This window comes from Enterobacter sp. EC_64 (assembly GCF_019584165.1).
Taxonomy (GTDB): Bacteria; Pseudomonadota; Gammaproteobacteria; order Enterobacterales; family Enterobacteriaceae; genus Enterobacter; species Enterobacter roggenkampii.
In genome coordinates this window covers 147,677-171,021 of record NZ_VDAS01000002.1, presented here as the reverse complement: position 1 = coordinate 171,021, position 23,345 = coordinate 147,677, and the positions used below count along the sequence as shown (strand labels likewise).

20 protein-coding genes and 1 riboswitch are annotated in these 23,345 nt (G+C 56.5%); of the genes, 11 read left to right on the top strand and 9 right to left on the bottom strand.

All coding sequences use genetic code 11. The features are described from left to right. Position 1 precedes the first annotated feature (1 nt). The 5 genes from mraZ to leuO all read right to left on the bottom strand — a co-directional run bounded on the left by mraZ (position 2) and on the right by leuO (position 5,790). Complete coding sequence (gene mraZ / locus FHC52_RS02360; RefSeq protein ID WP_021240528.1) at positions 2–460, bottom strand: division/cell wall cluster transcriptional repressor MraZ; 459 nt, start codon at positions 458–460, stop codon at positions 2–4. 600 nt (positions 461–1,060) lie between these two features. Continuing rightward, entirely contained in the window at positions 1,061–2,068 is a 1,008-nt protein-coding gene (gene cra / locus FHC52_RS02355; protein ID WP_008501993.1) for a catabolite repressor/activator, read from the bottom strand. A 179-nt stretch (positions 2,069–2,247) separates the two neighbouring features. Then, positions 2,248–2,739, bottom strand: coding sequence for an acetolactate synthase small subunit (gene ilvN, locus FHC52_RS02350; RefSeq protein WP_008501994.1), 492 nt, complete (start codon positions 2,737–2,739; stop codon positions 2,248–2,250). 1 nt (position 2,740) lies between these two features. After that, a complete protein-coding gene (ilvI, locus tag FHC52_RS02345) occupies positions 2,741–4,465 on the bottom strand; it encodes an acetolactate synthase 3 large subunit (protein ID WP_008501995.1) in 1,725 nt (574 codons plus the stop codon). Between the two features lie 380 nt (positions 4,466–4,845). After that, positions 4,846–5,790 carry a transcriptional regulator LeuO gene (leuO, locus tag FHC52_RS02340; protein ID WP_094944006.1) on the bottom strand — a complete coding sequence of 315 codons (945 nt, stop codon included), beginning with the start codon at positions 5,788–5,790 and terminating at the stop codon, positions 4,846–4,848. Positions 5,791–6,396: 606 nt separating this feature from the next. On the opposite strand from leuO, the gene leuL reads away from it, so the two are divergent. The 5 genes from leuL (at position 6,397) to leuD (ending at position 11,256) form a co-directional block, all read left to right on the top strand. Next, positions 6,397–6,483 carry a leu operon leader peptide gene (leuL, locus tag FHC52_RS23010; RefSeq protein ID WP_071530973.1) on the top strand — a complete coding sequence of 29 codons (87 nt, stop codon included), beginning with the start codon at positions 6,397–6,399 and terminating at the stop codon, positions 6,481–6,483. Positions 6,484–6,574: 91 nt separating this feature from the next. After that, positions 6,575–8,146: a 2-isopropylmalate synthase gene (gene leuA, locus FHC52_RS02330; RefSeq protein ID WP_021240530.1), complete on the top strand. Its 1,572-nt coding sequence runs from the start codon at positions 6,575–6,577 to the stop codon at positions 8,144–8,146. Further along, the gene (leuB, locus tag FHC52_RS02325; RefSeq protein WP_021240531.1) at positions 8,146–9,237 is read left to right on the top strand and encodes a 3-isopropylmalate dehydrogenase; all 1,092 of its coding nucleotides are present in this window, start codon (positions 8,146–8,148) and stop codon (positions 9,235–9,237) included. The genes leuA and leuB overlap by 1 nt, the downstream gene beginning before the upstream one ends. A gap of 2 nt (positions 9,238–9,239) precedes the next feature. Continuing rightward, positions 9,240–10,640, top strand: a complete 1,401-nt coding sequence (leuC, locus tag FHC52_RS02320; RefSeq protein ID WP_045335670.1) for a 3-isopropylmalate dehydratase large subunit — start codon at positions 9,240–9,242, stop codon at positions 10,638–10,640. Positions 10,641–10,650: 10 nt separating this feature from the next. Continuing rightward, positions 10,651–11,256 carry a 3-isopropylmalate dehydratase small subunit gene (gene leuD, locus FHC52_RS02315; RefSeq protein ID WP_023324149.1) on the top strand — a complete coding sequence of 202 codons (606 nt, stop codon included), beginning with the start codon at positions 10,651–10,653 and terminating at the stop codon, positions 11,254–11,256. A 58-nt stretch (positions 11,257–11,314) separates the two neighbouring features. Here leuD and FHC52_RS02310 read toward each other — a convergent pair whose 3' ends face one another. Further along, positions 11,315–12,493: a sugar efflux transporter gene (locus FHC52_RS02310; protein WP_032664609.1), complete on the bottom strand. Its 1,179-nt coding sequence runs from the start codon at positions 12,491–12,493 to the stop codon at positions 11,315–11,317. Between the two features lie 120 nt (positions 12,494–12,613). After that, complete coding sequence (gene sgrT / locus FHC52_RS02305) at positions 12,614–12,766, bottom strand: glucose uptake inhibitor SgrT (protein ID WP_008502002.1); 153 nt, start codon at positions 12,764–12,766, stop codon at positions 12,614–12,616. A gap of 88 nt (positions 12,767–12,854) precedes the next feature. Here sgrT and sgrR point away from each other — a divergent pair, with 88 nt between their 5' ends. From sgrR to thiQ, 4 genes are all read left to right on the top strand, one after another. Then, the gene (gene sgrR / locus FHC52_RS02300) at positions 12,855–14,510 is read left to right on the top strand and encodes an HTH-type transcriptional regulator SgrR (RefSeq protein ID WP_220419888.1); all 1,656 of its coding nucleotides are present in this window, start codon (positions 12,855–12,857) and stop codon (positions 14,508–14,510) included. A gap of 36 nt (positions 14,511–14,546) precedes the next feature. Next, positions 14,547–14,647: riboswitch (TPP riboswitch) on the top strand. Between the two features lie 31 nt (positions 14,648–14,678). After that, positions 14,679–15,662 carry a thiamine ABC transporter substrate binding subunit gene (gene thiB, locus FHC52_RS02295; RefSeq protein WP_045371592.1) on the top strand — a complete coding sequence of 328 codons (984 nt, stop codon included), beginning with the start codon at positions 14,679–14,681 and terminating at the stop codon, positions 15,660–15,662. Continuing rightward, on the top strand, positions 15,638–17,248 hold the full coding sequence (thiP, locus tag FHC52_RS02290; protein ID WP_126287609.1) for a thiamine/thiamine pyrophosphate ABC transporter permease ThiP: 1,611 nt from the start codon (positions 15,638–15,640) through the stop codon (positions 17,246–17,248). Before thiB ends, thiP begins: the two co-directional genes overlap by 25 nt. Next, on the top strand, positions 17,232–17,930 hold the full coding sequence (gene thiQ, locus FHC52_RS02285) for a thiamine ABC transporter ATP-binding protein ThiQ (RefSeq protein ID WP_126287608.1): 699 nt from the start codon (positions 17,232–17,234) through the stop codon (positions 17,928–17,930). Before thiP ends, thiQ begins: the two co-directional genes overlap by 17 nt. Positions 17,931–17,958: 28 nt before the next feature. On the opposite strand, the gene FHC52_RS02280 is transcribed toward thiQ, so the two are convergent. Then, positions 17,959–18,726 (bottom strand): DedA family protein, encoded by a 768-nt coding sequence (locus tag FHC52_RS02280; RefSeq protein ID WP_008502007.1) that lies wholly within the window; start codon positions 18,724–18,726, stop codon positions 17,959–17,961. Between the two features lie 128 nt (positions 18,727–18,854). Beyond that, entirely contained in the window at positions 18,855–19,700 is an 846-nt protein-coding gene (gene araC, locus FHC52_RS02275; protein ID WP_023293301.1) for an arabinose operon transcriptional regulator AraC, read from the bottom strand. Positions 19,701–20,037: 337 nt separating this feature from the next. On the opposite strand from araC, the gene araB reads away from it, so the two are divergent. Together araB and araA are read left to right on the top strand one after the other, a co-directional pair. Further along, positions 20,038–21,747 (top strand): ribulokinase, encoded by a 1,710-nt coding sequence (araB, locus tag FHC52_RS02270; RefSeq protein WP_220419887.1) that lies wholly within the window; start codon positions 20,038–20,040, stop codon positions 21,745–21,747. 10 nt (positions 21,748–21,757) lie between these two features. Further along, on the top strand, positions 21,758–23,260 hold the full coding sequence (araA, locus tag FHC52_RS02265) for an L-arabinose isomerase (protein ID WP_008502010.1): 1,503 nt from the start codon (positions 21,758–21,760) through the stop codon (positions 23,258–23,260). The last annotated feature ends 85 nt before the right edge of the window (positions 23,261–23,345 follow it).

Sequence of the window (23,345 nt, the reverse complement as noted above, 5' to 3'; positions counted from 1 at the left end):
TTTATAGAGACAAGTCCTGCAGCCGTTCCGATAATGTCGCGGAATCAGACTGCTCAGCGTCGATATCTTCCTTGACCTGTTGATACCAGGTCGTTTCATCCCACAGTTCAAATTTGTTGAACTGCCCGACCAGCATCACTTCTTTGGTCAGACCGGCATGTTGCCGTAACACAGGTGCGATCAGTAATCGCCCTGCGTTATCCATCTGACATTCACTGGCATGTCCCAATAACAACCGCTGCACGCGGCGTTCCTGCGGGTTCATGCTCGACAGTCGCGACAGCTTTTGCTCAATAATTTCCCATTCAGGCAGGGGGTAAAGCAGCAGGCAGGGGGAGTTAATGTCAATGGTGCAAACCATTTGACCCGCAGCGTTCTCAATCAGCTGGTCGCGGTATCGGGTTGGTACCGATAAACGCCCTTTACTGTCGAGATTGACTAACGTAGCTCCACGGAACATGCCAGTCTCACCCCTCCTCACCACTTTAACCCACAAATTCCCACCTAAAGGAGTTTACGGAGCGAGGGAAAAGCTTGTCAAGCCAGGACTCTCGGCATAAGGACTCGAAAGCCCTCTATTTACAGAGATAAACAGTCCTGGTTAATAACTGCACAACTGGCGAGGCAAAATTAACGTTATGAATATTTGTAAGAAAAAAACCGAATATGCACACTAGCGTTAAGGCTCACTCAATATCATCGCAGATAAATATAAAGTGTCAGTTTGCGACGCGGGCAGCATTTTATGACAGATTCTCAGGGGATGACAGCGCCAGATTCACTCAGGCGAGCGGTAAGCGCAGTGGTTATCGCGTAAGCTGTCAAAGGAAGAGGAAAAAACGTCTGAATATTCATCGACCGAAGAGGGTTTGTAACAAAATAATACAAAGAGTGCCGTTTAAAATCGCTGAGATGTTGTTTAAAGGGCAATTTAAAAGCCAAAATGAATAAAGAAAAATAGGCGATTATGATCTCCCAAGAATTATCCTAATTTCTCTCCGGGAATTATCTGCACAAATTATTGCAGCAAAAAGGGGCAGATTTCACCGCCCCGGTCATTTCATTTTTGGCGGCTTAAAATTCCGCGATGGTAGAGGTTACGTTTGATACGCGTCAGGCCCGGCTTCGGTTTGCGGGGTTCATCCAGACTCGCCAGCACAATCTCCAGCACGCGTTCAGCCACATCGCGATGGCGCTGTGCAACCGCCAGCACCGGGCACTGAAGGAAGTCGAGCAGCTCGTTATCCCCGAACGTGGCAATCGCCAGATCGGAAGGCAGTTTACCTTCACGACGTAAGGTCACATCCATGACACCCTGCAAGAGCGCAAACGAGGTAGTGAACAGCGCCTGAGGCATCGGATGCGTTTCCAGCCATTTTTCGAATAGCTGCGCGGCGGCTTCACGTTCGTAGCTGTTGGCATAGAGGTAGTGAACCTCGCGCGGATCGTCTTTCCAGGCCGTTCTGAATCCCTGCTCGCGCAGGAAGCTCACGGAAAGTTCAGGCAGCGCGCCCAAATACAGTACCGTTTCCGCCGGGAACGTCCGCAGCTCTGCGGCCAGCATTTCGGCATCGTCCTGATCGGCACCCACCACGCTGGTGAAATGCTCGCGATCGAGGGCACGGTCAAGCGCAACGATCGGGAACGGATCATTCGCCCAGCGCTGGTAGAAAGGATGCTCCGGCGGTAAGGAGGTCGAAACAATAATGGCATCCACCTGGCGCTGAAGCAGATGTTCAATGCAGCGCATTTCGTTATCAGGCTGGTCTTCCGAGCAGGCAATCAGCAATTGATAGCCGCGCTGACGCGCCTGACGTTCAAGATAGTTGGCGATACGGGTATAGCTGGTGTTTTCCAGATCCGGGATCACCAGACCAATAGAGCGGGTGCGCCCGGCGCGCAGACCGGCTGCGACAGCATTCGGATGGTAGTTATGTTCACGAACCACCGCCATAACTTTTTCAACGGTCTTGTCGCTGACACGGTACTGCTTTGCTTTACCGTTAATCACATAGCTGGCCGTTGTTCGTGACACGCCGGCTAGCCGGGCGATTTCATCCAGTTTCACAATTGCCCCTTAAAAAAAGAAAAGAGTCCATGGCCCTGTCAAGGTTATGGTTAAATCTTTTAACATCTAAACGCAGAAAAGCCTTCGCGGCAACCGCTTTTATCTGCGTTGTCGGCTGATTACGCAAAAAAAAGCCCGGCTTTGGTGACCGGGCAGAAAGAGGCGAACCTTTTTGACAACTAACGCATGATTTTCTCGCCGCGTGACAGACCCACAACACCCGATCTCGCCACCTCGACAATTTTTGCGACATCCCGTACGGACGCCAGGAACGCATCCAGCTTGTCGCTCGTCCCGACCAGCTGAACGGTATAAAGAGAAGGCGTGACGTCGATAATCTGTCCGCGGAAAATATCCGCATTGCGTTTGACTTCTTCACGCCCGTAGCCGCTGGCCTGAATTTTCACCAGCATGACCTCACGTTCAACGTAGGCCCCTTGCCCCAGCTCGCTCACGCGCAGCACGTCGACCAGCTTATGCAGCTGTTTCTCAATCTGTTCAAGCACCTTAGCGTCGCCGACGGTTTGGATCGTCATGCGCGACAGCGTTGGGTCTTCCGTCGGGGCGACGGTCAGGCTTTCAATGTTATAGCCGCGCTGCGCAAAAAGGCCAATGACGCGCGACAGTGCGCCAGACTCGTTTTCCAGTAAAACTGATAATATCCGGCGCATATCAGGTTCTCTCCGTTTTGCTTAACCACATTTCATCCATACCACCACCCCGAATATGCATCGGATAGACGTGCTCGGTTCCATCAACAATCACATCCATAAAGACGAGGCGGTTGTTTTTAACGTGCTCAAGCGCTTGTGCGAGCTTCGTTTCCAGCTCGGCCGGATCGGTTACCCGCATGCCAACATGGCCGTAAGCTTCAGCAAGACGAACAAAATCCGGCAGCGATTTCATGTATGACTGTGAGTGACGGCCAGAATAAATCATATCCTGCCACTGCTTCACCATGCCGAGGTAGCCGTTATTCAGGTTCAGCACGAGAACCGGCAGTTCATACTGCAGCGCGGTAGACAGCTCCTGAATGTTCATCTGGATACTACCGTCTCCGGTCACGCAGACGACGGTTTCATCCGGCAGCGCCAGCTTCACGCCCAGCGCGGCAGGCAGACCAAAGCCCATGGTGCCTAAGCCACCCGAGTTGATCCAGTGTCGCGGTTTATCAAACGGATAATACAGGGCAGCAAACATCTGATGCTGGCCCACGTCTGAGGTCACATACGCTTCACCTTTCGTCAGTCGCCACACCGCTTCGATGACCGCCTGCGGCTTAATGTTTTCGCTCTGCGTGTCATATTTCAGGCACTGACGCGCGCGCCACTGTTCAATCTGCTGCCACCAGTCGCGGATCTCATCCAGCGGCTGGGTCGCTTTCTCCTGGGCCAGCAGCTCCAGCATCTGTTCCAGAACCTGACGGGCATCACCGACGATCGGCACATCAGCCGACACCGTTTTAGATATTGACGTCGGATCGATATCAATATGCAGCACGGTGGCATTCGGGCAATATTTCGCCAGGTTGTTGGTGGTACGATCGTCAAAACGCACACCGACGGCAAAGATCACATCGGAGTGATGCATCGTCATGTTGGCTTCATAGGTACCGTGCATACCCAGCATACCCAGCGCCTGGCGGTGGGTGGCGGGAAACGCCCCCAGCCCCATCAGCGACGACGCAACAGGAAGGTTGAGTTTTTCAATCAGTTCACGAAGCTGGGCTTCACAGGCTGCATTGATCGCTCCGCCCCCGACATAGACGACCGGTTTTTTGGCTGCCAGAAGCGTTTGCAACGCTCGCTTGATCTGACCTTTATGCCCCTGCGTTGTCGGGTTGTAAGAACGCATGCTCACCGATTCCGGCCAGACGTAAGGCAGCTTGTTTGCCGGGTTCAGAATGTCTTTAGGCAGATCGACCACCACCGGTCCCGGGCGTCCGCTTGCCGCCAGCCAGAAGGCTTTTTTCAGTACGCCGGGAATATCTTCGGTTTGCTTAACCAGGAAGCTGTGCTTCACCACGGGACGCGAAATCCCGACCATGTCGCACTCCTGAAAAGCATCGTAGCCAATCAGCGAGGTGGCTACCTGCCCGGAGAGGATCACCAGCGGGATAGAGTCCATATACGCCGTCGCAATGCCGGTAATGGCGTTTGTCGCGCCGGGGCCGGACGTGACCAGGACCACGCCCACTTCACCCGTCGCACGCGCCAGGCCGTCGGCCATGTGCACCGCCGCCTGCTCGTGACGTACCAGAACATGGTCAATGCCCCCTACCGTATGGAGGGCATCATAAATATCGAGGACCGCGCCGCCAGGGTAGCCGAACACTTGCTTTACGCCCTGATCGATCAGCGACCGGACGACCATTTCCGCGCCAGACAACATCTCCATGCTTTGCCTCCAGGCATTTTGTTATAGACGGACTGCCGAATTCATTTCCGCACCGTCTTACGATTGGGATGAACCAATCTTATATTTTGCAGAGTGTTCTTTACCTTAACCGCTCGTTATGAGGCAGGCAATTAGCAAACCCGGGGAGATAAACGGTGCGTAAAGCAGAAAACGCAGCCGTTAACAGAAGATATGGTTAATTCCTCTGAGAATAGAGGACGGTGTGATAAATCATCGCTGAAAAGCAGGACAATGCAGGAAATCATCTATTTTTGCGTGCCGAAGAGCCGCCTGAAAAAAAGACTCACAGAACAAAATAGCAACTATCCAAAAAAACTCAGGATAAATCACATGATCCGATGCGATTTATCCCGATGCGTTTACCGGCGACAGATACCAACCAGCAACTCTTCCATCCACTGGTGTCCTTTATCCCGTCCGGCCGCTTCATGCCAGGAGAGATAACAGGTTCGGCTATTTAACTTAAGCGGCAGTGGCAAAATTTGCAGATTTAATGGGTCAGAAAACTCTTCTGCCAGCCAGCGCGGTGCAATCGCTACCAGCTGTGTCTGGGAGACCACGTTTAATACGCTGACCATAGCCATGCCCTGATAAGCCACGCAAGCCTGTTTATCCGCAGTGTCATACCACGGCAGGCTAAAGGAAGCATATCTGTCGAGAGCAACAACGGCGTGCTGTTCGTTATAAACATCGTTTTCTCGCAGCGGAGAATTCAGACGTGGGTGTTTTTTACTGGCGACAAGAACCATTTCATCTTTAAAGAGCGGCACGCAGGAAAATTCCGGACGACGGAACTCTTCATACCCCAGCACGAATTCGATCTCCTGATAGCGTAACTGATGTTCCGTGTTTTGATTCAGGGATGATTTAAAAACCAGATTGATATTTGGTGCGATCTCTTCAACTTTATTATAAATAATCGACGTTAAATAATTATCTAATGGACTGCAGACACAAAGATGGAATACGCGCTCGCTGCTCAAGGGTTCAAAGCCCGATCCCGGCAGCTCATTTTGCACCAACTGCAACGCCTGGCGGATGGAACCGAACAGCTGGAATGCGCGTGCCGTAGGCTGGATCCCCCTCCCGTAACGAACGAATAATTCGTCGTTAAACATGAGCTTGAGTCTGGCAACGGCATTACTCACAGCAGGTTGCGACATCCCCAACGCCTGGGCGGCGCGGGTGATATTCTGTTCCTGCATGACCGCATCAAACACCGTCAGAAGATTAAGATCCACCGTGCGTAACTGCGGTTTAATCCCATCAGTAGCTTGAGGTTGTTTAATATTATTTTCTGGCACTTCTGACTCCACTGTCACGCTAAACTCCCTTTGCCAACGTACGCTAATCATCTCGAAAAATATGATTTATCATGCAAATACGATCAGCGAAAGAGAATTATTTAAAATTCAGAATATATAAAGACGCTATATAAACGAAAAGAAAATAGCGCAAATGATATGTTTGACTTTAGGATTCAAATGAAACCATAAACCAAACAAATACACAATGACCGCCAGGTTAATGATGACTTAAGTATTATTAAACTGTTATCGCCACCGCTCTGCAGTTAGTTAATAACATGTTATCTCTTTTCGTTTTTCAGCGAAGCGCAATAGATTCACCATAATTATAACTTAATGATATTAAAACCCTTTACGTACAGAACATTCTCAGTAACGCGCGTCACTCATTTGAAACAATTATATTTATTTGTTTTTGCAACTGTTTTCTTCAGTCCAAAATTAGACAATTAGTCGGGTCGTAAAAGCCAAAACCAGCACAATTAGCTAAAGTAATTATCCTGCTGATTACGCCCGTCGGGCCCGTTTTTATCATCAGGGGTTGACATCAACTGGCGTATCCAGTACCACTAAAAGCATATTGAATTTAACGGAGCACGATTCATGATTCGCACCATTCGTTTCACCGGTCTACTACTACTAAACGCATCCACTGTGCGCGGTAGACTGGCGGGCGAAATTCAGCGTTGAATCGTCACCAGTAAGACTAAAAACCCGCGCCACTGCGCGGGTTTTTTTATGCTCGTAGCAAGGCGCCCTAAGACTGACAAGGACCTAACCCATGAGCCAGCAAGTCATTATTTTCGATACTACTTTACGTGACGGTGAACAGGCATTACAGGCAAGCCTGAGTGTAAAAGAGAAACTGCAGATCGCGCTGGCTCTCGAACGTATGGGTGTCGACGTGATGGAGGTGGGTTTCCCGGTCTCGTCTCCGGGTGATTTCGAATCCGTCCAGACTATCGCCCGCACCATTAAAAACAGCCGCGTGTGCGGTCTGGCACGCTGTGTTGAAAAAGATATCGACGTCGCGGCTGAGTCGCTGAAAGTGGCCGAAGCGTTCCGTATCCACACCTTTATTGCCACCTCACCTATGCACATCGCCACCAAGCTGCGCAGTACGCTGGATGAGGTGATTGAGCGCGCGGTATATATGGTGAAACGCGCACGTAACTACACCGATGACGTTGAATTCTCCTGTGAAGATGCGGGCCGCACGCCGATTGAAGATCTGGCCCGTGTGGTGGAAGCCGCCATCAATGCCGGCGCCAAAACCATCAACATTCCGGACACCGTCGGCTACACCATGCCGTTTGAGTTCGCCAATATCATCACCGGCCTGTATGACCGCGTACCGAACATTGATAAAGCGATTATCTCCGTCCACACCCATGATGATTTGGGTCTGGCCGTGGGCAATGCCATCGCAGCCGTCCACGCCGGCGCGCGTCAGGTAGAAGGCGCGATGAACGGTATCGGTGAACGCGCGGGCAACTGCTCGCTGGAAGAAGTGATCATGGCGATCAAAGTGCGCAAAGACATCATGGACGTGCACACCCGCATCAATCACAACGAGATCTGGCGCACCAGCCAGACCGTCAGCCAGATTTGCAACATGCCGATTCCGGCCAACAAAGCGATCGTCGGCACGGGTGCCTTCGCGCACTCCTCCGGCATTCACCAGGATGGCGTGCTGAAGAACCGTGAAAACTACGAAATTATGACCCCGGAATCCATCGGCCTGAACCAGGTCCAGTTGAACCTGACCTCCCGTTCCGGCCGTGCGGCGGTGAAGCACCGCATGGAAGAGATGGGTTATAAGGACAGCGATTACAACATGGATCAGCTGTACGACGCTTTCCTGAAGCTGGCCGACAAAAAAGGTCAGGTGTTCGACTACGACCTGGAAGCGCTGGCCTTTATTAACAAGCAGCAGGAAGAGCCAGAGCACTTCCGTCTGGATTACTTCAACGTGCAGTCCGGCTCCAGCGACATCGCCACTGCCTCTGTCAAGCTGGCCTGCGGTGATGAAATTAAGGCCGAAGCGGCGAACGGAAACGGCCCTGTGGATGCCATTTATCAGGCGATCAACCGCGTCACCGAGTACGACGTTGAGCTGGTGAAATATGACCTGACGGCCAAGGGCCACGGCAAAGATGCGCTGGGCCAGGTCGACATTGTTGTGACCCACAATGGCCGCCGTTTCCATGGCGTGGGCCTGGCGACCGATATCGTTGAATCCTCCGCGAAAGCGATGGTGCATGTGCTGAACAACATCTGGCGCGCCGCCGAAGTCGAAAAAGAGTTGCAACGCAAAGCTCAGAATAAAGAGAACAACAAGGAAACCGTGTAATGTCGAAGAATTACCATATTGCTGTGTTACCGGGCGACGGTATTGGCCCGGAAGTGATGGCACAGGCGCTGAAAGTACTGGAAGCCGTTCGCGCGCGTTTTGCGATGAAAATCACCACCAGCCACTACGATGTGGGCGGTATTGCGATTGATAACCACGGTACGCCACTGCCGAAAGCGACCGTGGAAGGCTGTGAAAATGCCGATGCCGTGCTGTTTGGTTCCGTCGGTGGCCCGAAGTGGGAACACCTGCCGCCTGCAGAGCAGCCAGAGCGCGGCGCGCTGCTGCCGCTGCGTAAACATTTCAAGCTGTTCAGCAACCTGCGTCCGGCGAAGCTGTATCAGGGCCTGGAAGAGTTCTGCCCGCTGCGCGCGGATATCGCCGCCAACGGCTTCGACATTCTGTGCGTGCGTGAACTGACCGGCGGGATCTATTTCGGTCAGCCAAAAGGGCGCGAAGGCAGCGGCCAGCATGAGAAGGCGTTCGACACCGAGGTGTATCACCGCTTCGAAATTGAACGTATCGCCCATATCGCCTTTGAGTCAGCGCGCAAGCGCCGCCATAAAGTGACCTCCATTGATAAAGCGAACGTGCTGCAGTCTTCCATCTTGTGGCGCGAGATCGTCAGCGAAGTCGCGAAGCAGTACCCGGACGTTGAGCTGTCGCACATGTACATCGACAACGCGACCATGCAGCTGATTAAAGATCCGTCCCAGTTTGACGTGCTGCTGTGCTCCAACCTGTTCGGCGACATTTTGTCAGACGAGTGCGCGATGATCACCGGCTCTATGGGCATGCTGCCATCCGCCAGCCTGAATGAAGAAGGTTTTGGCCTGTACGAGCCGGCAGGCGGTTCCGCGCCGGATATTGCGGGCAAAAACATCGCTAACCCGATTGCGCAGATCCTCTCTCTGGCCCTGCTGCTGCGCTACAGCCTGGATGCAGGCGATGCAGCAACCGCAATTGAAAATGCCATTAACCGGGCGTTAGAAGAAGGCGTTCGTACCGGTGATTTATCACGCGGCGCGGCGGCAGTCAGTACCGATGAAATGGGCGACATTATTGCCCGCTATGTCGCTGAAGGGGTGTAATCATGGCCAAAACGTTATACGAAAAATTGTTTGATGCGCACGTTGTCTACGAGGCACCAAACGAAACCCCACTGCTGTACATTGACCGTCATCTGGTACACGAAGTGACCTCTCCTCAGGCATTTGACGGCCTGCGCGCGCACAAGCGCCCGGTACGTCAGCCGGGTAAAACCTTCGCGACGATGGATCACAATGTTTCCACCCAGACCAAAGACATTAATGCCTCGGGTGAGATGGCGCGTATCCAGATGCAGGAGCTGATCAAGAACTGCAACGAATTTGGCGTTGAGCTGTACGATCTGAACCACCCCTATCAGGGCATCGTTCACGTGATGGGGCCAGAGCAGGGAATTACCCTGCCGGGCATGACCATCGTCTGCGGCGACTCCCATACCGCAACCCACGGCGCGTTTGGCGCCCTGGCGTTCGGGATTGGCACGTCTGAAGTTGAACACGTGCTGGCGACGCAGACCCTGAAGCAGGGCCGCGCCAAAACGATGAAGATTGAAGTGAAGGGCAAAGCGGCACCTGGCATTACCGCGAAAGACATCGTGCTGGCGATCATCGGTAAAACCGGCAGCGCAGGCGGTACCGGCCACGTCGTTGAATTCTGCGGCGACGCGATTCAGGCGCTGAGCATGGAGGGTCGCATGACCCTGTGCAATATGGCCATTGAGATGGGTGCCAAAGCCGGTCTGGTCGCGCCAGATGAAACGACCTTCAACTATGTGAAGGGCCGTCTGCACGCGCCGAAGGGCCAGGATTTTGACGACGCGGTAGCATACTGGAAAACCCTGAAAACCGACGACGGGGCAAGGTTTGATACCGTTGTCACACTGCAGGCAGAAGAGATTGCCCCTCAGGTGACCTGGGGAACCAACCCGGGCCAGGTAATTTCCGTCAACGACGCCATTCCCGATCCGGCCTCCTTCGCCGATCCTGTCGAGCGCGCCAGTGCGGAAAAAGCGCTGGCCTATATGGGGCTGAAACCCGGCGTACCGTTGACCGACGTGACCATTGATAAGGTCTTTATCGGCTCCTGCACCAACTCCCGTATCGAAGATTTGCGTGCGGCGGCAGAGATTGCCAAAGGCCGTAAAGTCGCACCGGGCGTGCAGGCGCTGGTGGTTCCAGGCTCCGGTCCGGTGAAAGCCCAGGCGGAAGCCGAAGGTCTGGATAAGATCTTTATCGAAGCAGGCTTCGAGTGGCGCCTGCCTGGCTGCTCCATGTGCCTGGCCATGAACAACGATCGCCTGAATCCGGGTGAGCGCTGTGCCTCCACCAGCAACCGTAACTTTGAAGGCCGTCAGGGCCGCGGTGGGCGCACCCATCTGGTCAGCCCGGCAATGGCCGCCGCTGCGGCAGTCACCGGTCATTTCGCCGACATTCGCAGCCTGAAATAAGGAGACAATCATGGCAGAGAAATTTACCCAACATACGGGCCGTGTTGTCCCGCTGGACGCCGCTAACGTTGATACGGACGCGATCATTCCTAAGCAGTTTTTGCAGAAGGTGACCCGCACTGGCTTTGGCGCGCACCTGTTCAACGACTGGCGTTTCCTGGACGATAAAGGCGAGGTGCCTAATCCGGAATTCGTTCTGAACTTCCCGGAGTACAAAGGCGCATCCATCCTGCTGGCGCGGGAAAACTTTGGCTGCGGCTCGTCGCGTGAACACGCCCCCTGGGCGTTGACAGACTACGGCTTTAAGGTGGTCATTGCCCCCAGCTTCGCGGATATCTTTTATGGCAACAGCTTCAACAACCAGCTGCTGCCGGTGACGCTGAGCGACGAACAGGTCGATGAATTGTTCGCGCTGGTTAAGGCAAATCCGGGCATGTCGTTTGAAGTGGATCTGGAAGGGGAAGTGGTGAAAGCCGGGGATAAAACCTACAGCTTCAGCATTGATGCCTTCCGTCGCCACTGCATGCTGAACGGTCTGGACAGCATTGGTTTAACTCTCCAGCACGAAGACGCCATCTCCGCGTACGAGAAAAAACAGCCTGCGTTTATGGGCTAAAGACAATGGCCCGCAAAAAGCGGGCCATTGATTTGTTTCGTAAAGCCGCCTTCCAGAATCAGACATCCTTAACCCGGCAAGTCAGCCCAAGCGTAACCACCGAAATCGCGGCAATCACCCAGTAAACTGAGCCATGCCCGTAACTTTGCGCCAGCGCCCCCTGAATCACCCCCGCCAGGATCACTCCGGTCGAAATGCTGTTGGTAAAAAGCGTGGTCGCCGACCCGGCGCGGCCCGGCATTAAATCCTGGAACCAGAGCATGCCGATCCCGGCAACGATGCCAATAAACACAGCATTAAACAGCTGCAGCGCCAGCAGCGCTTCACGCGAATGGAAAAGGATCAGTCCCGCGTAAAACAGCACCCCGGCCGCCACGGCGACGATCATCATCCGACGCTTCCCAAAGCGCTTAACGTAATAGCCCGCCAGAATCATCGCCGGAATTTCCAGCCCGGCAGCGGTGCCCATTAAGATCCCCGCGAGCTTGTCCGGTAAGCCCAGATCGCTGCTGATCCACAGCGGCATGTCGATGATGTACATGGTGTTGCAGGTCCACATCAGCGTGGAGGCAATAAACAGCATGCGGACGTTTTTGTCCTGCCAGCCGCTCACCTGGGTGAGCGGTTTATCCGCTGTCTGTTCGACGCGCGCCACGGACGGCAGCGCAAAGGCTATCAGCGCCAGGCTGATGACAAAAATCCCGGCCGCGATGGAGAACATCGCGGTAAAGCCGTAGTTCAACGCCAGCATGAAGGCCAGCGGCGGGCCAATGACCCACGCCAGCGAGAGCTGGGCACGCATCACCGAGCTGAACATCACCACTTCCCGCGCCGAGTTATCCGCGTATTCCCGGGCCAGCGCAAACAGCTGCGGCATGGCGGTGTTCGCAAGAGAGGCCAGCAGCACGCCGCAGGTAATGAGCGTCAGGTAATGGCGGTTAAAGGCAAAGAGCAGCGCGTTGCCCACGGCCATGGCGCAGCAAAAGAGGATCAGCTTACGACGATCGCCCTGGCTGTCCGATCGTTTCGCCAGCGCGAGGCTGACCAGGATCCCGGCAATCGCGTTGACGGTATAAAACAGCCCCACCCAGAACGGCTGTGCCCCCACCTCGCGGCTGAGAAACAGGCTCAGCGTCGGCGCCTGCAGCGCTCCCGCCACGCCCATCATAAAGGCCACCAGCATAAAAGCGGCATACACGCCGTTCAGGCGTCGCCCCATCGTCATCAACCACAGCATGCGCAAGTCCTTGTGAAAGCGAATCGAAATTGGGTGAAAGAATAAACGAAAAAAGCCAGCAAAAACATTTTGCTGGCGGGTGATTAGCACCAATACTCAGTCACACATGATCGAGGCGAGTCAGCGAGAAGAGGCCGGTTTCGTAACGTCCCACTGCATCAGTTCTTCTAACATTTTCAGCCGTTGCTCTGCACACGGGCGGGCCAGCCAGGACGATCCTTTTGTCGCTGAAAAGTACTGCTGATAAAACTGACGTGCGGTAGACCTCTTCATCATTTACCTCCTCGCTTCATCGGGAAGCATTATTGGCCTAATATAGGGATTAATAAATTGCTGGTTTTTTGTCAGGAGTTCCTCTTTTATGCCTTCCGGTCGTCTGCAGCAACAATTTATCCGCCTCTGGCAGTGCTGCGAGGGGCAATCGCAGGAAACCACGCTCAACGAGCTGGCTGACCTGCTTAGCTGTTCCCGCCGCCATATGCGCACGCTGCTCAATACCATGCAGCAGCAGGGGTGGTTAAGCTGGGAAGCGGAGGCGGGACGCGGGAAACGCTCGCGGCTGACCTTTCTCTACACCGGGCTGGCATTGCAGCAGCAGCGTGCAGAAGACCTGCTCGAGCAGGACCGTATCGATCAGTTGGTCCAGCTGGTGGGCGACAAGGCCGCCGTGCGCCAAATGCTGGTCTCCCATCTCGGACGCAGTTTTCGTCAGGGCCGACACATTCTGCGGGTGCTCTACTACCGTCCGATGAAAAATCTGTTGCCCGGCACGGCGTTACGGCGTTCTGAAACCCACATGGCCCGACAAATCTTCAGCGGCCTGACGCGGATAAATGAGGAAAACGGGGAACTGGAGGCGGATATCGCGCACCACTGGCAGCAGCTTTCCCCGCGCCACTGGCGCTTCTTCTTACGCCCCGGCATCCACTTTCACCACGGCCGCGAGCTGGAGATGCACGACGTCATCGCCTCTCTGGAACGCGCCCGCAGGCTGCCGCTCTACTCGCATATTTCGCGCATCCACTCCCCCACGGCCTGGACGCTGGATATTGAGCTGGCGCAGCAGGACAAGTGGCTTCCCTGGCTGCTGGGCTATGTGCCGTCGATGATTTTGCCCGCCGAGTGGGAGTCGATGAACAATTTTGCCAGCCTGCCGATTGGCACCGGGCCCTACTCCGTCTCCCGCAATAACAGCAACCAGCTGAAAATCCGCGCATTCGATGACTACTTTGGCTATCGGGCGCTGATCGACGAAGTGAACGTGTGGGTATTGCCGGATCTCAATGAAGACCTGAGCTGCGGGCTGACGCTTGAAGGCCCCACCACCGGAGAAAAGGCCGTGGAGAGCCGCCTGGAGGAGGGCTGCTACTATCTCCTCTTTGACCGCCGCACCCACCGTGGGGCAAACCCGGCTGTCCGCAAGTGGATCAGCCACGTGCTGTCTCCTTCCAATCTTATCTACCATGCGGAAGAGCAGTACCAGACATACTGGTTCCCGGCGTACGGCCTGCTTCCGCGCTGGCACCATGCCCGACCAACGCGCTGCGACAAACCCGCAGGGCTGGAGTCCATCACCCTGACCTACTACCGCGATCATGTTGAGCATCGTTTTATCGCGAGGATCATGACCCGCCTGCTGGCAGCGGAGGGAGTCAGGCTGGACATCAGGGAAGTGGACTATGACGAATGGCATCAGGGGGAAATCGCCAGCGATATCTGGCTCAACAGCGCCAACTTCACCCTGCCGCTCGATTTTTCATTATTCTCACACCTGTATGAAGTCCCGCTGATCCAGCACTGCATCGACAGGGACTGGCAGCAGGATGCCGCTATGTGGCGTGCGGGCGAGATGAATCTTGCCGTGTGGTGCCAGCAGCTGCTGGCCGAGCAGGCGATCGTCCCGCTGATCCACCACTGGCTGATGATCCAGGGCCAGCGCAGCATGCGCGGCCTGCGGATGAACACCCTGGGCTGGTTTGATTTTAAATCCGCCTGGTTTGCGCCCCCGGAGCCATAACGCTTTCGTAATATTCACCAAATCATTACAATAGCGCCGTTCTCAACGGGGTGCTGCATCACAGATGTGCGCTGAGATAATACCCGTCGAACCTGATCCGGATAACGCCGGCGAAGGGATTTGAGGCTGTCGCTCAAAATCCTTTGCCACTCAACCCTGAGGTGCAAAGTGTTAAAAAAAGTTCTCCCCCTGCTGGCGCTGTTCGCGCTGCCCGCTTTAGCCAAGCCCGTTCTGACGGTCTACACCTACGACTCCTTCTCCGCCGACTGGGGCCCTGGCCCGGTTGTCAAAAAAGCCTTTGAAGCGGACTGCAACTGCGAGCTGAAGTTCGTGGCGCTGGAAGATGGCGTTTCGCTGCTCAACCGCCTGCGCATGGAAGGCAAAAACAGCAAGGCCGACGTGGTGCTCGGGCTGGATAACAACCTGCTGGAAGCCGCCTCGCAAACCAACCTCTTTGCCAAAAGCGGCGTCGCGGCAGAGGCCGTTAACGTGCCGGGCGGCTGGAAGAACGACACCTTTGTGCCGTTCGACTACGGCTACTTTGCTTTCGTCTACGATAAAAACAAGCTGAAAAACCCGCCGAAGAGCCTGAAAGAGCTGGTGGAAAGCGACCAGAAGTGGCGCGTGATTTACGAAGATCCGCGGACCAGCACGCCGGGCCTGGGCCTGCTGCTGTGGATGCAGAAAGTCTACGGCGATAAGGCGCCGGAAGCGTGGCAGAAGCTGGCCGCTAAAACCGTCACCGTAACCAAAGGCTGGAGCGAAGCCTATGGCCTGTTCCTGAAAGGCGAAAGCGATCTGGTGCTGAGCTACACCACCTCCCCGGCCTACCACATTATCGCCGAGAAGAAAGACAACTATGCTGCGGCTGATTTTGCGGAAGGACACTATCTGCAGGTGGAAGTGGCCGCGCGTACCGCCGCCAGCAAACAGCCGGAGCTGGCCGAGAAGTTCCTGAAGTTTATGGTTTCACCGGCATTCCAGAACGCCATTCCCGCAGGCAACTGGATGTATCCGGTCACCAGCGTTGCGCTGCCTGCAGGTTTTGAGCAGCTGACCAAGCCGAAAACCTCGCTGGAGTTTACGCCGCAGCAGGTCGCCGCGCAGCGTGCCGCATGGGTAAGCGAATGGCAACGCGCCGTCAGCCGTTAATTCCCGGCTGGTTACTCCCCGGATTGCTCGCCGCCGTCGTGATGGTGACGGTCAGTCTGGGAGCCTTTCTTGCGCTGTGGTTTAACGCACCGGAGAGCGACCTGCTCGCCCTCTGGCACGACAGCTACCTCTGGCACGTTATCCGGTTCTCCTTCTGGCAGGCGGCTCTTTCTGCCCTGCTGTCGGCGATCCCGGCTATTTTTCTTGCACGCGCGCTCTATCGGCGGCGTTTCCCCGGCAGGCAGGCCCTGCTGCGCCTGTGCGCCATGACGCTGATCCTGCCCGTGCTGGTAGCGGTATTTGGTATTCTGAGCGTTTACGGCCGCCAGGGCTGGCTGGCCTCGCTGTTCGGCCAGCTTGGTATTGAGTGGTCATTCTCGCCTTACGGACTGCAGGGCATTCTGCTGGCGCACGTGTTTTTCAATATGCCGATGGCAACGCGCCTCTTTTTGCAGGCGCTGGAGAACATTCCCGGCGAGCAGCGGCAGATTGCCGCCCAGCTCGGCATGCGCGGCTGGTCGTTCTTTCGTTTTGTCGAATGGCCGTGGCTGCGCCGCCAGCTCCCGCCCGTGGCGGCATTAATCTTTATGCTCTGCTTTGCCAGCTTTGCCACCGTGCTGTCACTCGGCGGCGGGCCACAGGCCACCACCATTGAGCTGGCGATTTATCAGGCGCTGAGTTACGACTACGATCCCGGTCGCGCCGCGCTGCTGGCGATAGTCCAGATGGCGTGCTGCCTTGCACTGGTACTGTTGAGCCAGCGGCTAAGTAAAGCCATTCCCGCTGGCAGTCATCAAATAACCGGCTGGCGCGATCCGCAGGACAGCCTGCACAGCCGCATCAGCGATGTTATCCTGATCGGGCTGGCGCTCCTGCTGCTGTTGCCGCCGCTGCTGGCCGTTATCGTTGACGGCATGAACCTCAATCTTATGTCCGTCCTGCAACAGCCCGTTCTCTGGCAGGCGACCTGGACCTCGGTACGCATAGCGCTGGCTGCCGGATTGCTGTGCGTTATGCTGACCCTGATGCTGCTGTGGAGCAGCCGTGAGCTCTACGCCCGCCAGGCGCAAAAAGCCGGACACATGCTGGAACTGACGGGCATGCTGATACTGGCGATGCCGGGTATCGTGCTGGCAACGGGCTTCTTTTTACTGTTCAACAGCACCCTCGGCCTGCCGGAAAGGGCCGATGGCATTGTGATTTTCACTAACGCCTTAATGGCCATCCCCTACGCGCTTAAGGTGCTGGAAAACCCGATGCGCGACGTCAACAGCCGCTACGGTTTGCTGTGTCAGTCGCTGGGCATGCAGGGCTGGCAGCGGCTGAAGGTTGTGGAACTGCGCGCGCTAAAACGTCCGCTTGCTCAGGCGCTGGCGTTTGCCTGCGTGCTCTCCATTGGAGACTTTGGGGTCGTGGCGCTGTTCGGTAATGACGATTTCCGCACGCTGCCGTACTGGCTTTATCAGCAAATCGGCTCTTACCGCAGTCAGGACGGCGCGGTTACCGCGCTGTTACTGCTGCTGCTGTGCTTTGCCTTATTTACCGTTATCGAAAAACTCCCGGGGCGTGATGTTAAAACTGACTGATGTAACCTGGCTCTATCAGCATCTGCCGATGCGCTTCACGCTCTCCGTTCAGCAGGGCGAGCGTATTGCGGTGCTTGGCCCAAGCGGTGCCGGGAAAAGCACCTTGCTCAATTTGATCGCTGGTTTTCTGCAACCTGCCAGCGGGTCGATAGCCATCGATAATCGTGATTTCACCGACGCCCCTCCGGCTAAACGTCCTGTGTCGATGCTGTTTCAGGAAAACAACCTGTTTACCCATCTGACGGTGCGGCAAAACATCGCGCTGGGAATGCATCCGGGGCTCAGGCTGAACGATGCCCAGCGCCAGAAGCTGGAGATCATTGCCGCACAGATGGGGATCACCGGGTTCATTGACAGGCTGCCGGGCGAGCTCTCCGGCGGCCAGCGTCAGCGCGTGGCGCTGGCGCGTTGTCTGGTGCGCGAGCAGCCGCTGCTGCTGCTGGATGAGCCGTTCTCGGCGCTCGATCCCGCGCTGCGTCAGGAGATGCTGGCGCTGGTGAAGGACGTCTGTCAGCGCCAGCAGCTGACGATGCTGATGGTGTCGCACAGTATCGAAGATGCCGCACGGATTGCGCCGCGATCGGTGGTGATCGCGGAGGGACGCATTTTGTGGGATGGAGCAACAGAAGCATTAATGAGCGGAAAAGAAAGCGCTTCTGGATTATTGGGTATAAAACCGTAGGCCGGGCAAACGCAGTGCCGCCCGGCGCTTAACGGCTCACAACTTTCAACAGGATCTCACCGTACACCGGCATCAGCGGGTGGCGAATCAGCGCCACAAGCGCCACCACGGCCACACCCAGCGTCAGCGGGGCCAGCCACAAAAGACGAGAGCGCGGAAGATAGCGCGTCAGGCGATCGACGCTCGCTTTCGCGCTGCGCCACAGGCGCCAGCAGAGCCAGACCGCCAGCCACAGCAGGACCGCCGTGCCCAGCAGCAGCCACTTGAACTCACCGCTTTGCATACCGTCAGGAATATCAATCGCCGCACCGGCCAGAATACCCGGCAGGAAGTAGAACGGCGGCCAGAAGACGCAGCCGATAATGTTCGGCACCACAAATTTCGCGACGGGCAGATCCAGCATCCCGGCCACCATCGGCACCAGCGGACGCGTTGGCCCAACAAAGCGGCCCACGAGGATGGTAAACATGCTGTGCTGGTGCAGCGCATGCTCGGTTTTATCGAGCAACGCTTTGTTCTTTTTCATGAACGACCAGCGGTGCAACGGCTTCTTAAAGCGCCAGCCCAGCCAGAAGGAGATCCAGTCCCCCAGCAGACAGCCGATAATCCCGGCCAGCCATGCCTGCCAGAAATTGACCTCACCGCTGCCGATCAGCGCCCCAAGCCCCGCCATCATCACGGTGCCGGGCAGGATTAACCCGACAAGCGCCAGCGATTCCAGAAACGCCACCAGCGCCACGGCGATGAGCGAGTACATAACGGACTGGGTAATAAAGTGTTCCAGCAATGCCTGCATAACTATTCCGGTCAGAAAACGAATCAGCGATTCTGCTTAGCGCCCCGCACCGCGTCAAGGCAACAATTGTCTGAATAGTTTACAGGTTGCTTTCCGCATTCACCTGTTTGTTTATCTTTTTTTACCGTTTATTCACATCCCGCGCGAAATTCACTGGGGCTGGCACCGGTGCATTTTTTAAATACGCGGGAGAAATAGAGCTGATCCTCAAAGCCCACGTTGCGCCCCACGGTGGCGATGGGCATCCGGGTGGTGCTGAGCAGCAGCTTCGCCTGGCTGATGCGCTGATCTTCGCGCCAGCTCAGTACGCTGACGCCAAGCTGCTGGCGGAACAGGTGCGACAGCCGCGACGGCGACAGGCAGACGTGCTGGGCGACGCTGGCAATATCAAACTGGCTATCGGCCAGGTGGTCGCTGATGTACTGGCAGGCGTCGCGCACGCGGTTATCCAGCGGCGGATTCAGCGACGCGTTAATCGCCTCCATCCGCCGCAGCAGCAGCTGTTCAAGGAGGTTTATCGCCAGCAGTTCGGCATAGCGTCCACCAGCCTGCCCCGCCTCGATTATCTGGGCAAAAAGCTCGCGAAACTGCGCCAGATGTACCTCATCCGGGCGATAAAACCCGGTGTGAGCAAAAATAGCCGGCCAGGAAAGCCACTCCTGCCAGTAGGCGCGCGGACGGAAGTAGACCCACTGGTGATACCACTCTTTGGCATCCGGATGACGGCCATAGTGGTGGATCTCCCCCGGCGGGAACAGCAGGATATCCCCCGGGCGGCAGACGAACTGCTGGTCACCGTTCTTGATGATCCCTTCCCCCCGCACGGTCAGGTTGAGGATATACCCTTTCATCCCGAGCGGTCGGTCGACGTAAAAGTCGAGATATCCCTCAGCCTCGATAGGGGTCAGCCCCGCCACAAGGTGCGCGTTAAACGAGTATCCCGGCAGCAGGGGATCGTTCTGCGTTTCGGCCATAGATTCAGTTCTCCCAAGGGTCCTGAAGGAAACCAATTGTCCATATCACTAAATGCAGGTTAAAAATGGCCCGCGAAAAGATCCAAAAAGCATCACGCCGCTTTTACGTCCGCCATGTTTCAGCCTTTCCCCCTGATTTCTCCGCCAGAGCAGGCAGATAACCAGTAACAAAAGTGTCTATAAGTGCGGCAGAAATGTCCACATTGAATATTTGCACAGCGTCACACTTTCCGTTGTAACAGCAATTTAGTCCATAAGATTAGCGGATCCTGCCTGACGACTTTTGTCCCCAGTCTCTAATGTTCTTCCATACCTGTTTTTTCGATGGAGCAACACCATGGCAATTGCGATTGGCCTCGATTTTGGCAGCGATTCAGTTCGCGCGCTGGCAGTGGACTGTACGTCCGGCCAGGAGATAGCAACCAGCGTTGAGTGGTATCCGCGCTGGCAAGAGGGGCGCTACTGCGATGCGCCAAACAACCAGTTCCGTCACCACCCGCGGGACTACATCGAGTCGATGGAAGCGGCGCTCAAAACCGTTCTGGCGGACCTGACCGACGCCCAGCGGGCCGATGTTGTTGGGATTGGCGTCGACAGCACCGGCTCTACGCCTGCCCCTGTGGATGCCGAAGGCCGCGTGCTGGCGCTGCGTCCTGAGTTTGCCGACAACCCGAACGCCATGTTCGTGCTGTGGAAAGACCATACCGCCGTGGAAGAGGCCGAAGCCATCACCCGCTTATGCCATCAGCCGGGCAAAACCGACTACTCACGGTATATCGGCGGGATTTACTCCAGCGAGTGGTTCTGGGCCAAGATCCTGCACGTCACCCGCGCGGACGCGTCTGTCGCACAGGCAGCGGCGTCATGGATTGAGCTATGCGACTGGGTTCCCGCCCTGCTCTCCGGCACCACGCGCCCGCAGGATATCCGCCGCGGCCGCTGCAGCGCCGGGCATAAATCCCTGTGGCATGAAAGCTGGGGCGGTCTGCCTCCGGCCGCGTTCTTTGATGAGCTCGACCCGATCATTAACAAGAGCCTGTCATACCCGCTGTTTACCGACACCTTCACCGCCGATATTCCCGTCGGCACCCTCTGCGAAGAGTGGGCGACGCGTCTCGGCCTGCCGCAGAACGTAGCTATCTCCGGCGGCGCGTTTGACTGCCATATGGGCGCCGTGGGCGCGGGCGCGCAGCCAAACACGCTGGTAAAAGTGATCGGCACCTCCACCTGCGACATCCTGACGGCAGATAAAGCCACCGTCGGCGACCGCGCGGTAAAAGGCATCTGCGGCCAGGTTGACGGCAGCGTGGTGCCAGACTTTATCGGCCTCGAAGCCGGTCAGTCCGCGTTTGGCGATATCTACGCCTGGTTTGGCCGCGTGCTCGGCTGGCCGCTGGATCGGCTGGCGGCGGCACATCCTGAACTGAAAACCCAGATCGCCGAGAGCAAAAAACAGCTCCTGCCGCAGCTTACCAACGCCTGGGCTAAAAATCCGTCTCTCGACCACCTCCCGGTGGTGCTGGACTGGTTTAACGGCCGCCGCACGCCGTTTGCCAACCAGCGCCTGAAAGGGGTGATTACCGACCTCAACCTGGCGACCGACGCGCCTGCGCTGTTCGGCGGTCTGATTGCCGCCACCGCCTTCGGCGCCCGCGCGATTATGGAGTGCTTCACCGAGCAGGGCATCGACGTGAATAACGTGATGGCGCTGGGCGGCATCGCCCGTAAAAACCCGGTGATCATGCAGGCCTGCTGCGACGTGCTGAACCGTCCGCTCCAGATTGTGGCCTCCGATCAGTGCTGCGCGCTGGGGGCGGCAATTTTCGCCGCCGTAGCCGCTGGCGTCCATGCGGATATCCCCACCGCGCAGCAGCATATGGCGAGTGCCGTCGAAAACACCCTTCAGCCGCGTGCCCAGCAGGCACAACGCTTTGAACAGCTTTATCAGCGCTACCAGCAATGGGCAAAAAGCGCCGAACTTCACTATCTCCCTGTCGCCGCCCCGGCCAAAAGCACCGCGGACACTACGGCAACCCTGACCCATTAAGGACACGATGATGACCATTTTTAATAACTATGAAGTGTGGTTTGTGATTGGCAGCCAGCATCTTTACGGACCGGAAGCGCTGCAGCAGGTAACAAAACACGCGGAGCACGTCGTTAACGCGCTGAACGCGGAAGCCAAACTGCCGTGCAAACTGGTGCTGAAACCGCTGGGCACGACGCCGGACGAAATCACCCACATCTGCCGCGACGCCAACTACGATGATAAATGCGCCGGTCTGGTGGTGTGGCTGCACACCTTCTCACCGGCAAAAATGTGGATCAACGGCCTGTCTATCCTCAACAAACCGCTGCTGCAGTTCCATACCCAGTTCAACGCCTCCCTGCCGTGGGACAGCATCGACATGGACTTTATGAACCTGAACCAGACCGCACACGGCGGCCGCGAGTTCGGCTTCATCGGCGCGCGTATGCGTCAGCAGCACGCGGTGGTCACCGGCCACTGGCAGGATGGCAAGGCGCAACAGCGTATCGGCGCCTGGATGCGTCAGGCGGTCTCTAAGCAGGACACCCGCCACCTGAAAGTGGTGCGTTTCGGCGACAACATGCGTGAAGTGGCGGTCACCGACGGCGATAAAGTGGCCGCGCAGATCAAGTTTGGTTTCTCCGTGAATACCTGGGCCGTGGGCGACCTGGTGCAGGTGGTGAATGACATCAGCGATGGCGACGTGAGCGCGCTGGTGGACGAGTACGAAAGCCGCTACCGCCTGACGCCTGCGGCACAAATCAACGGCGACAAGCGCCAGAACGTGCTGGACGCGGCGCGCATCGAGCTGGGCATGAAGCGCTTCCTGGAACAGGGCGGCTTCCACGCGTTTACCACCACCTTTGAAGATCTCCACGGTCTGAAACAGCTGCCGGGTCTGGCAGTACAACGCCTGATGCAGCAGGGCTACGGCTTTGCGGGTGAAGGCGACTGGAAAACTGCCGCTCTGCTTCGCATCATGAAGGTGATGTCGACCGGTCTGCAGGGCGGCACCTCCTTTATGGAGGACTACACCTACCACTTCGAAAACGGCAATGACCTGGTGCTCGGCTCGCACATGCTGGAAGTGTGTCCTTCTATCGCGGTAGAGGAAAAACCGATCCTCGACGTGCAGTACCTCGGCATCGGCGGTAAAGCCGATCCGGCGCGTCTGATCTTCAACACCCGCACGGGCCCGGCCATCAACGCCAGCCTGATCGATCTGGGCGATCGTTTCCGCCTGCTGGTGAACTGCGTCGATGCGGTTGAAACGCCACACTCCCTGCCGAAACTGCCGGTCGCCAACGCCCTGTGGAAAGCACAGCCGGATCTGCCGACCGCGTCAGAAGCCTGGATCCTGGCCGGCGGCGCGCACCATACCGTCTTCAGCCACGCGCTGGATCTGAACGACATGCGTCAGTTCGCCGAGCTGCATGATATCGAGCTGACCGTGATTGATAACGATACCCGCCTGCCCGCCTTTAAAGACGCGCTGCGCTGGAACGAAGTCTATTACGGTTCAAAACGCTAAGCCCTGAATGCCCGGTGGCACCGCGTTTACCGGGCCTACGGTTCTGTAGGCCGGATAAGCGAAGCGCCATCCGGCACTGGAGACA

Coding starts and splice junctions, on each gene's coding strand:
- mraZ (WP_021240528.1), bottom strand. CDS start 460: ATGTTCCGTGGAGCTACGTTAGTCAATCTCGACAGTAAAGGGCGTTTA.
- ilvN (WP_008501994.1), bottom strand. CDS start 2,739: ATGCGCCGGATATTATCAGTTTTACTGGAAAACGAGTCTGGCGCACTG.
- ilvI (WP_008501995.1), bottom strand. CDS start 4,465: ATGGAGATGTTGTCTGGCGCGGAAATGGTCGTCCGGTCGCTGATCGAT.
- leuL (WP_071530973.1), top strand. CDS start 6,397: ATGATTCGCACCATTCGTTTCACCGGTCTACTACTACTAAACGCATCC.
- leuA (WP_021240530.1), top strand. CDS start 6,575: ATGAGCCAGCAAGTCATTATTTTCGATACTACTTTACGTGACGGTGAA.
- leuB (WP_021240531.1), top strand. CDS start 8,146: ATGTCGAAGAATTACCATATTGCTGTGTTACCGGGCGACGGTATTGGC.
- leuC (WP_045335670.1), top strand. CDS start 9,240: ATGGCCAAAACGTTATACGAAAAATTGTTTGATGCGCACGTTGTCTAC.
- leuD (WP_023324149.1), top strand. CDS start 10,651: ATGGCAGAGAAATTTACCCAACATACGGGCCGTGTTGTCCCGCTGGAC.
- FHC52_RS02310 (WP_032664609.1), bottom strand. CDS start 12,493: ATGCTGTGGTTGATGACGATGGGGCGACGCCTGAACGGCGTGTATGCC.
- sgrT (WP_008502002.1), bottom strand. CDS start 12,766: ATGAAGAGGTCTACCGCACGTCAGTTTTATCAGCAGTACTTTTCAGCG.
- sgrR (WP_220419888.1), top strand. CDS start 12,855: ATGCCTTCCGGTCGTCTGCAGCAACAATTTATCCGCCTCTGGCAGTGC.
- thiP (WP_126287609.1), top strand. CDS start 15,638: ATGGCAACGCGCCGTCAGCCGTTAATTCCCGGCTGGTTACTCCCCGGA.
- thiQ (WP_126287608.1), top strand. CDS start 17,232: ATGTTAAAACTGACTGATGTAACCTGGCTCTATCAGCATCTGCCGATG.
- FHC52_RS02280 (WP_008502007.1), bottom strand. CDS start 18,726: ATGCAGGCATTGCTGGAACACTTTATTACCCAGTCCGTTATGTACTCG.
- araC (WP_023293301.1), bottom strand. CDS start 19,700: ATGGCCGAAACGCAGAACGATCCCCTGCTGCCGGGATACTCGTTTAAC.
- araB (WP_220419887.1), top strand. CDS start 20,038: ATGGCAATTGCGATTGGCCTCGATTTTGGCAGCGATTCAGTTCGCGCG.
- araA (WP_008502010.1), top strand. CDS start 21,758: ATGACCATTTTTAATAACTATGAAGTGTGGTTTGTGATTGGCAGCCAG.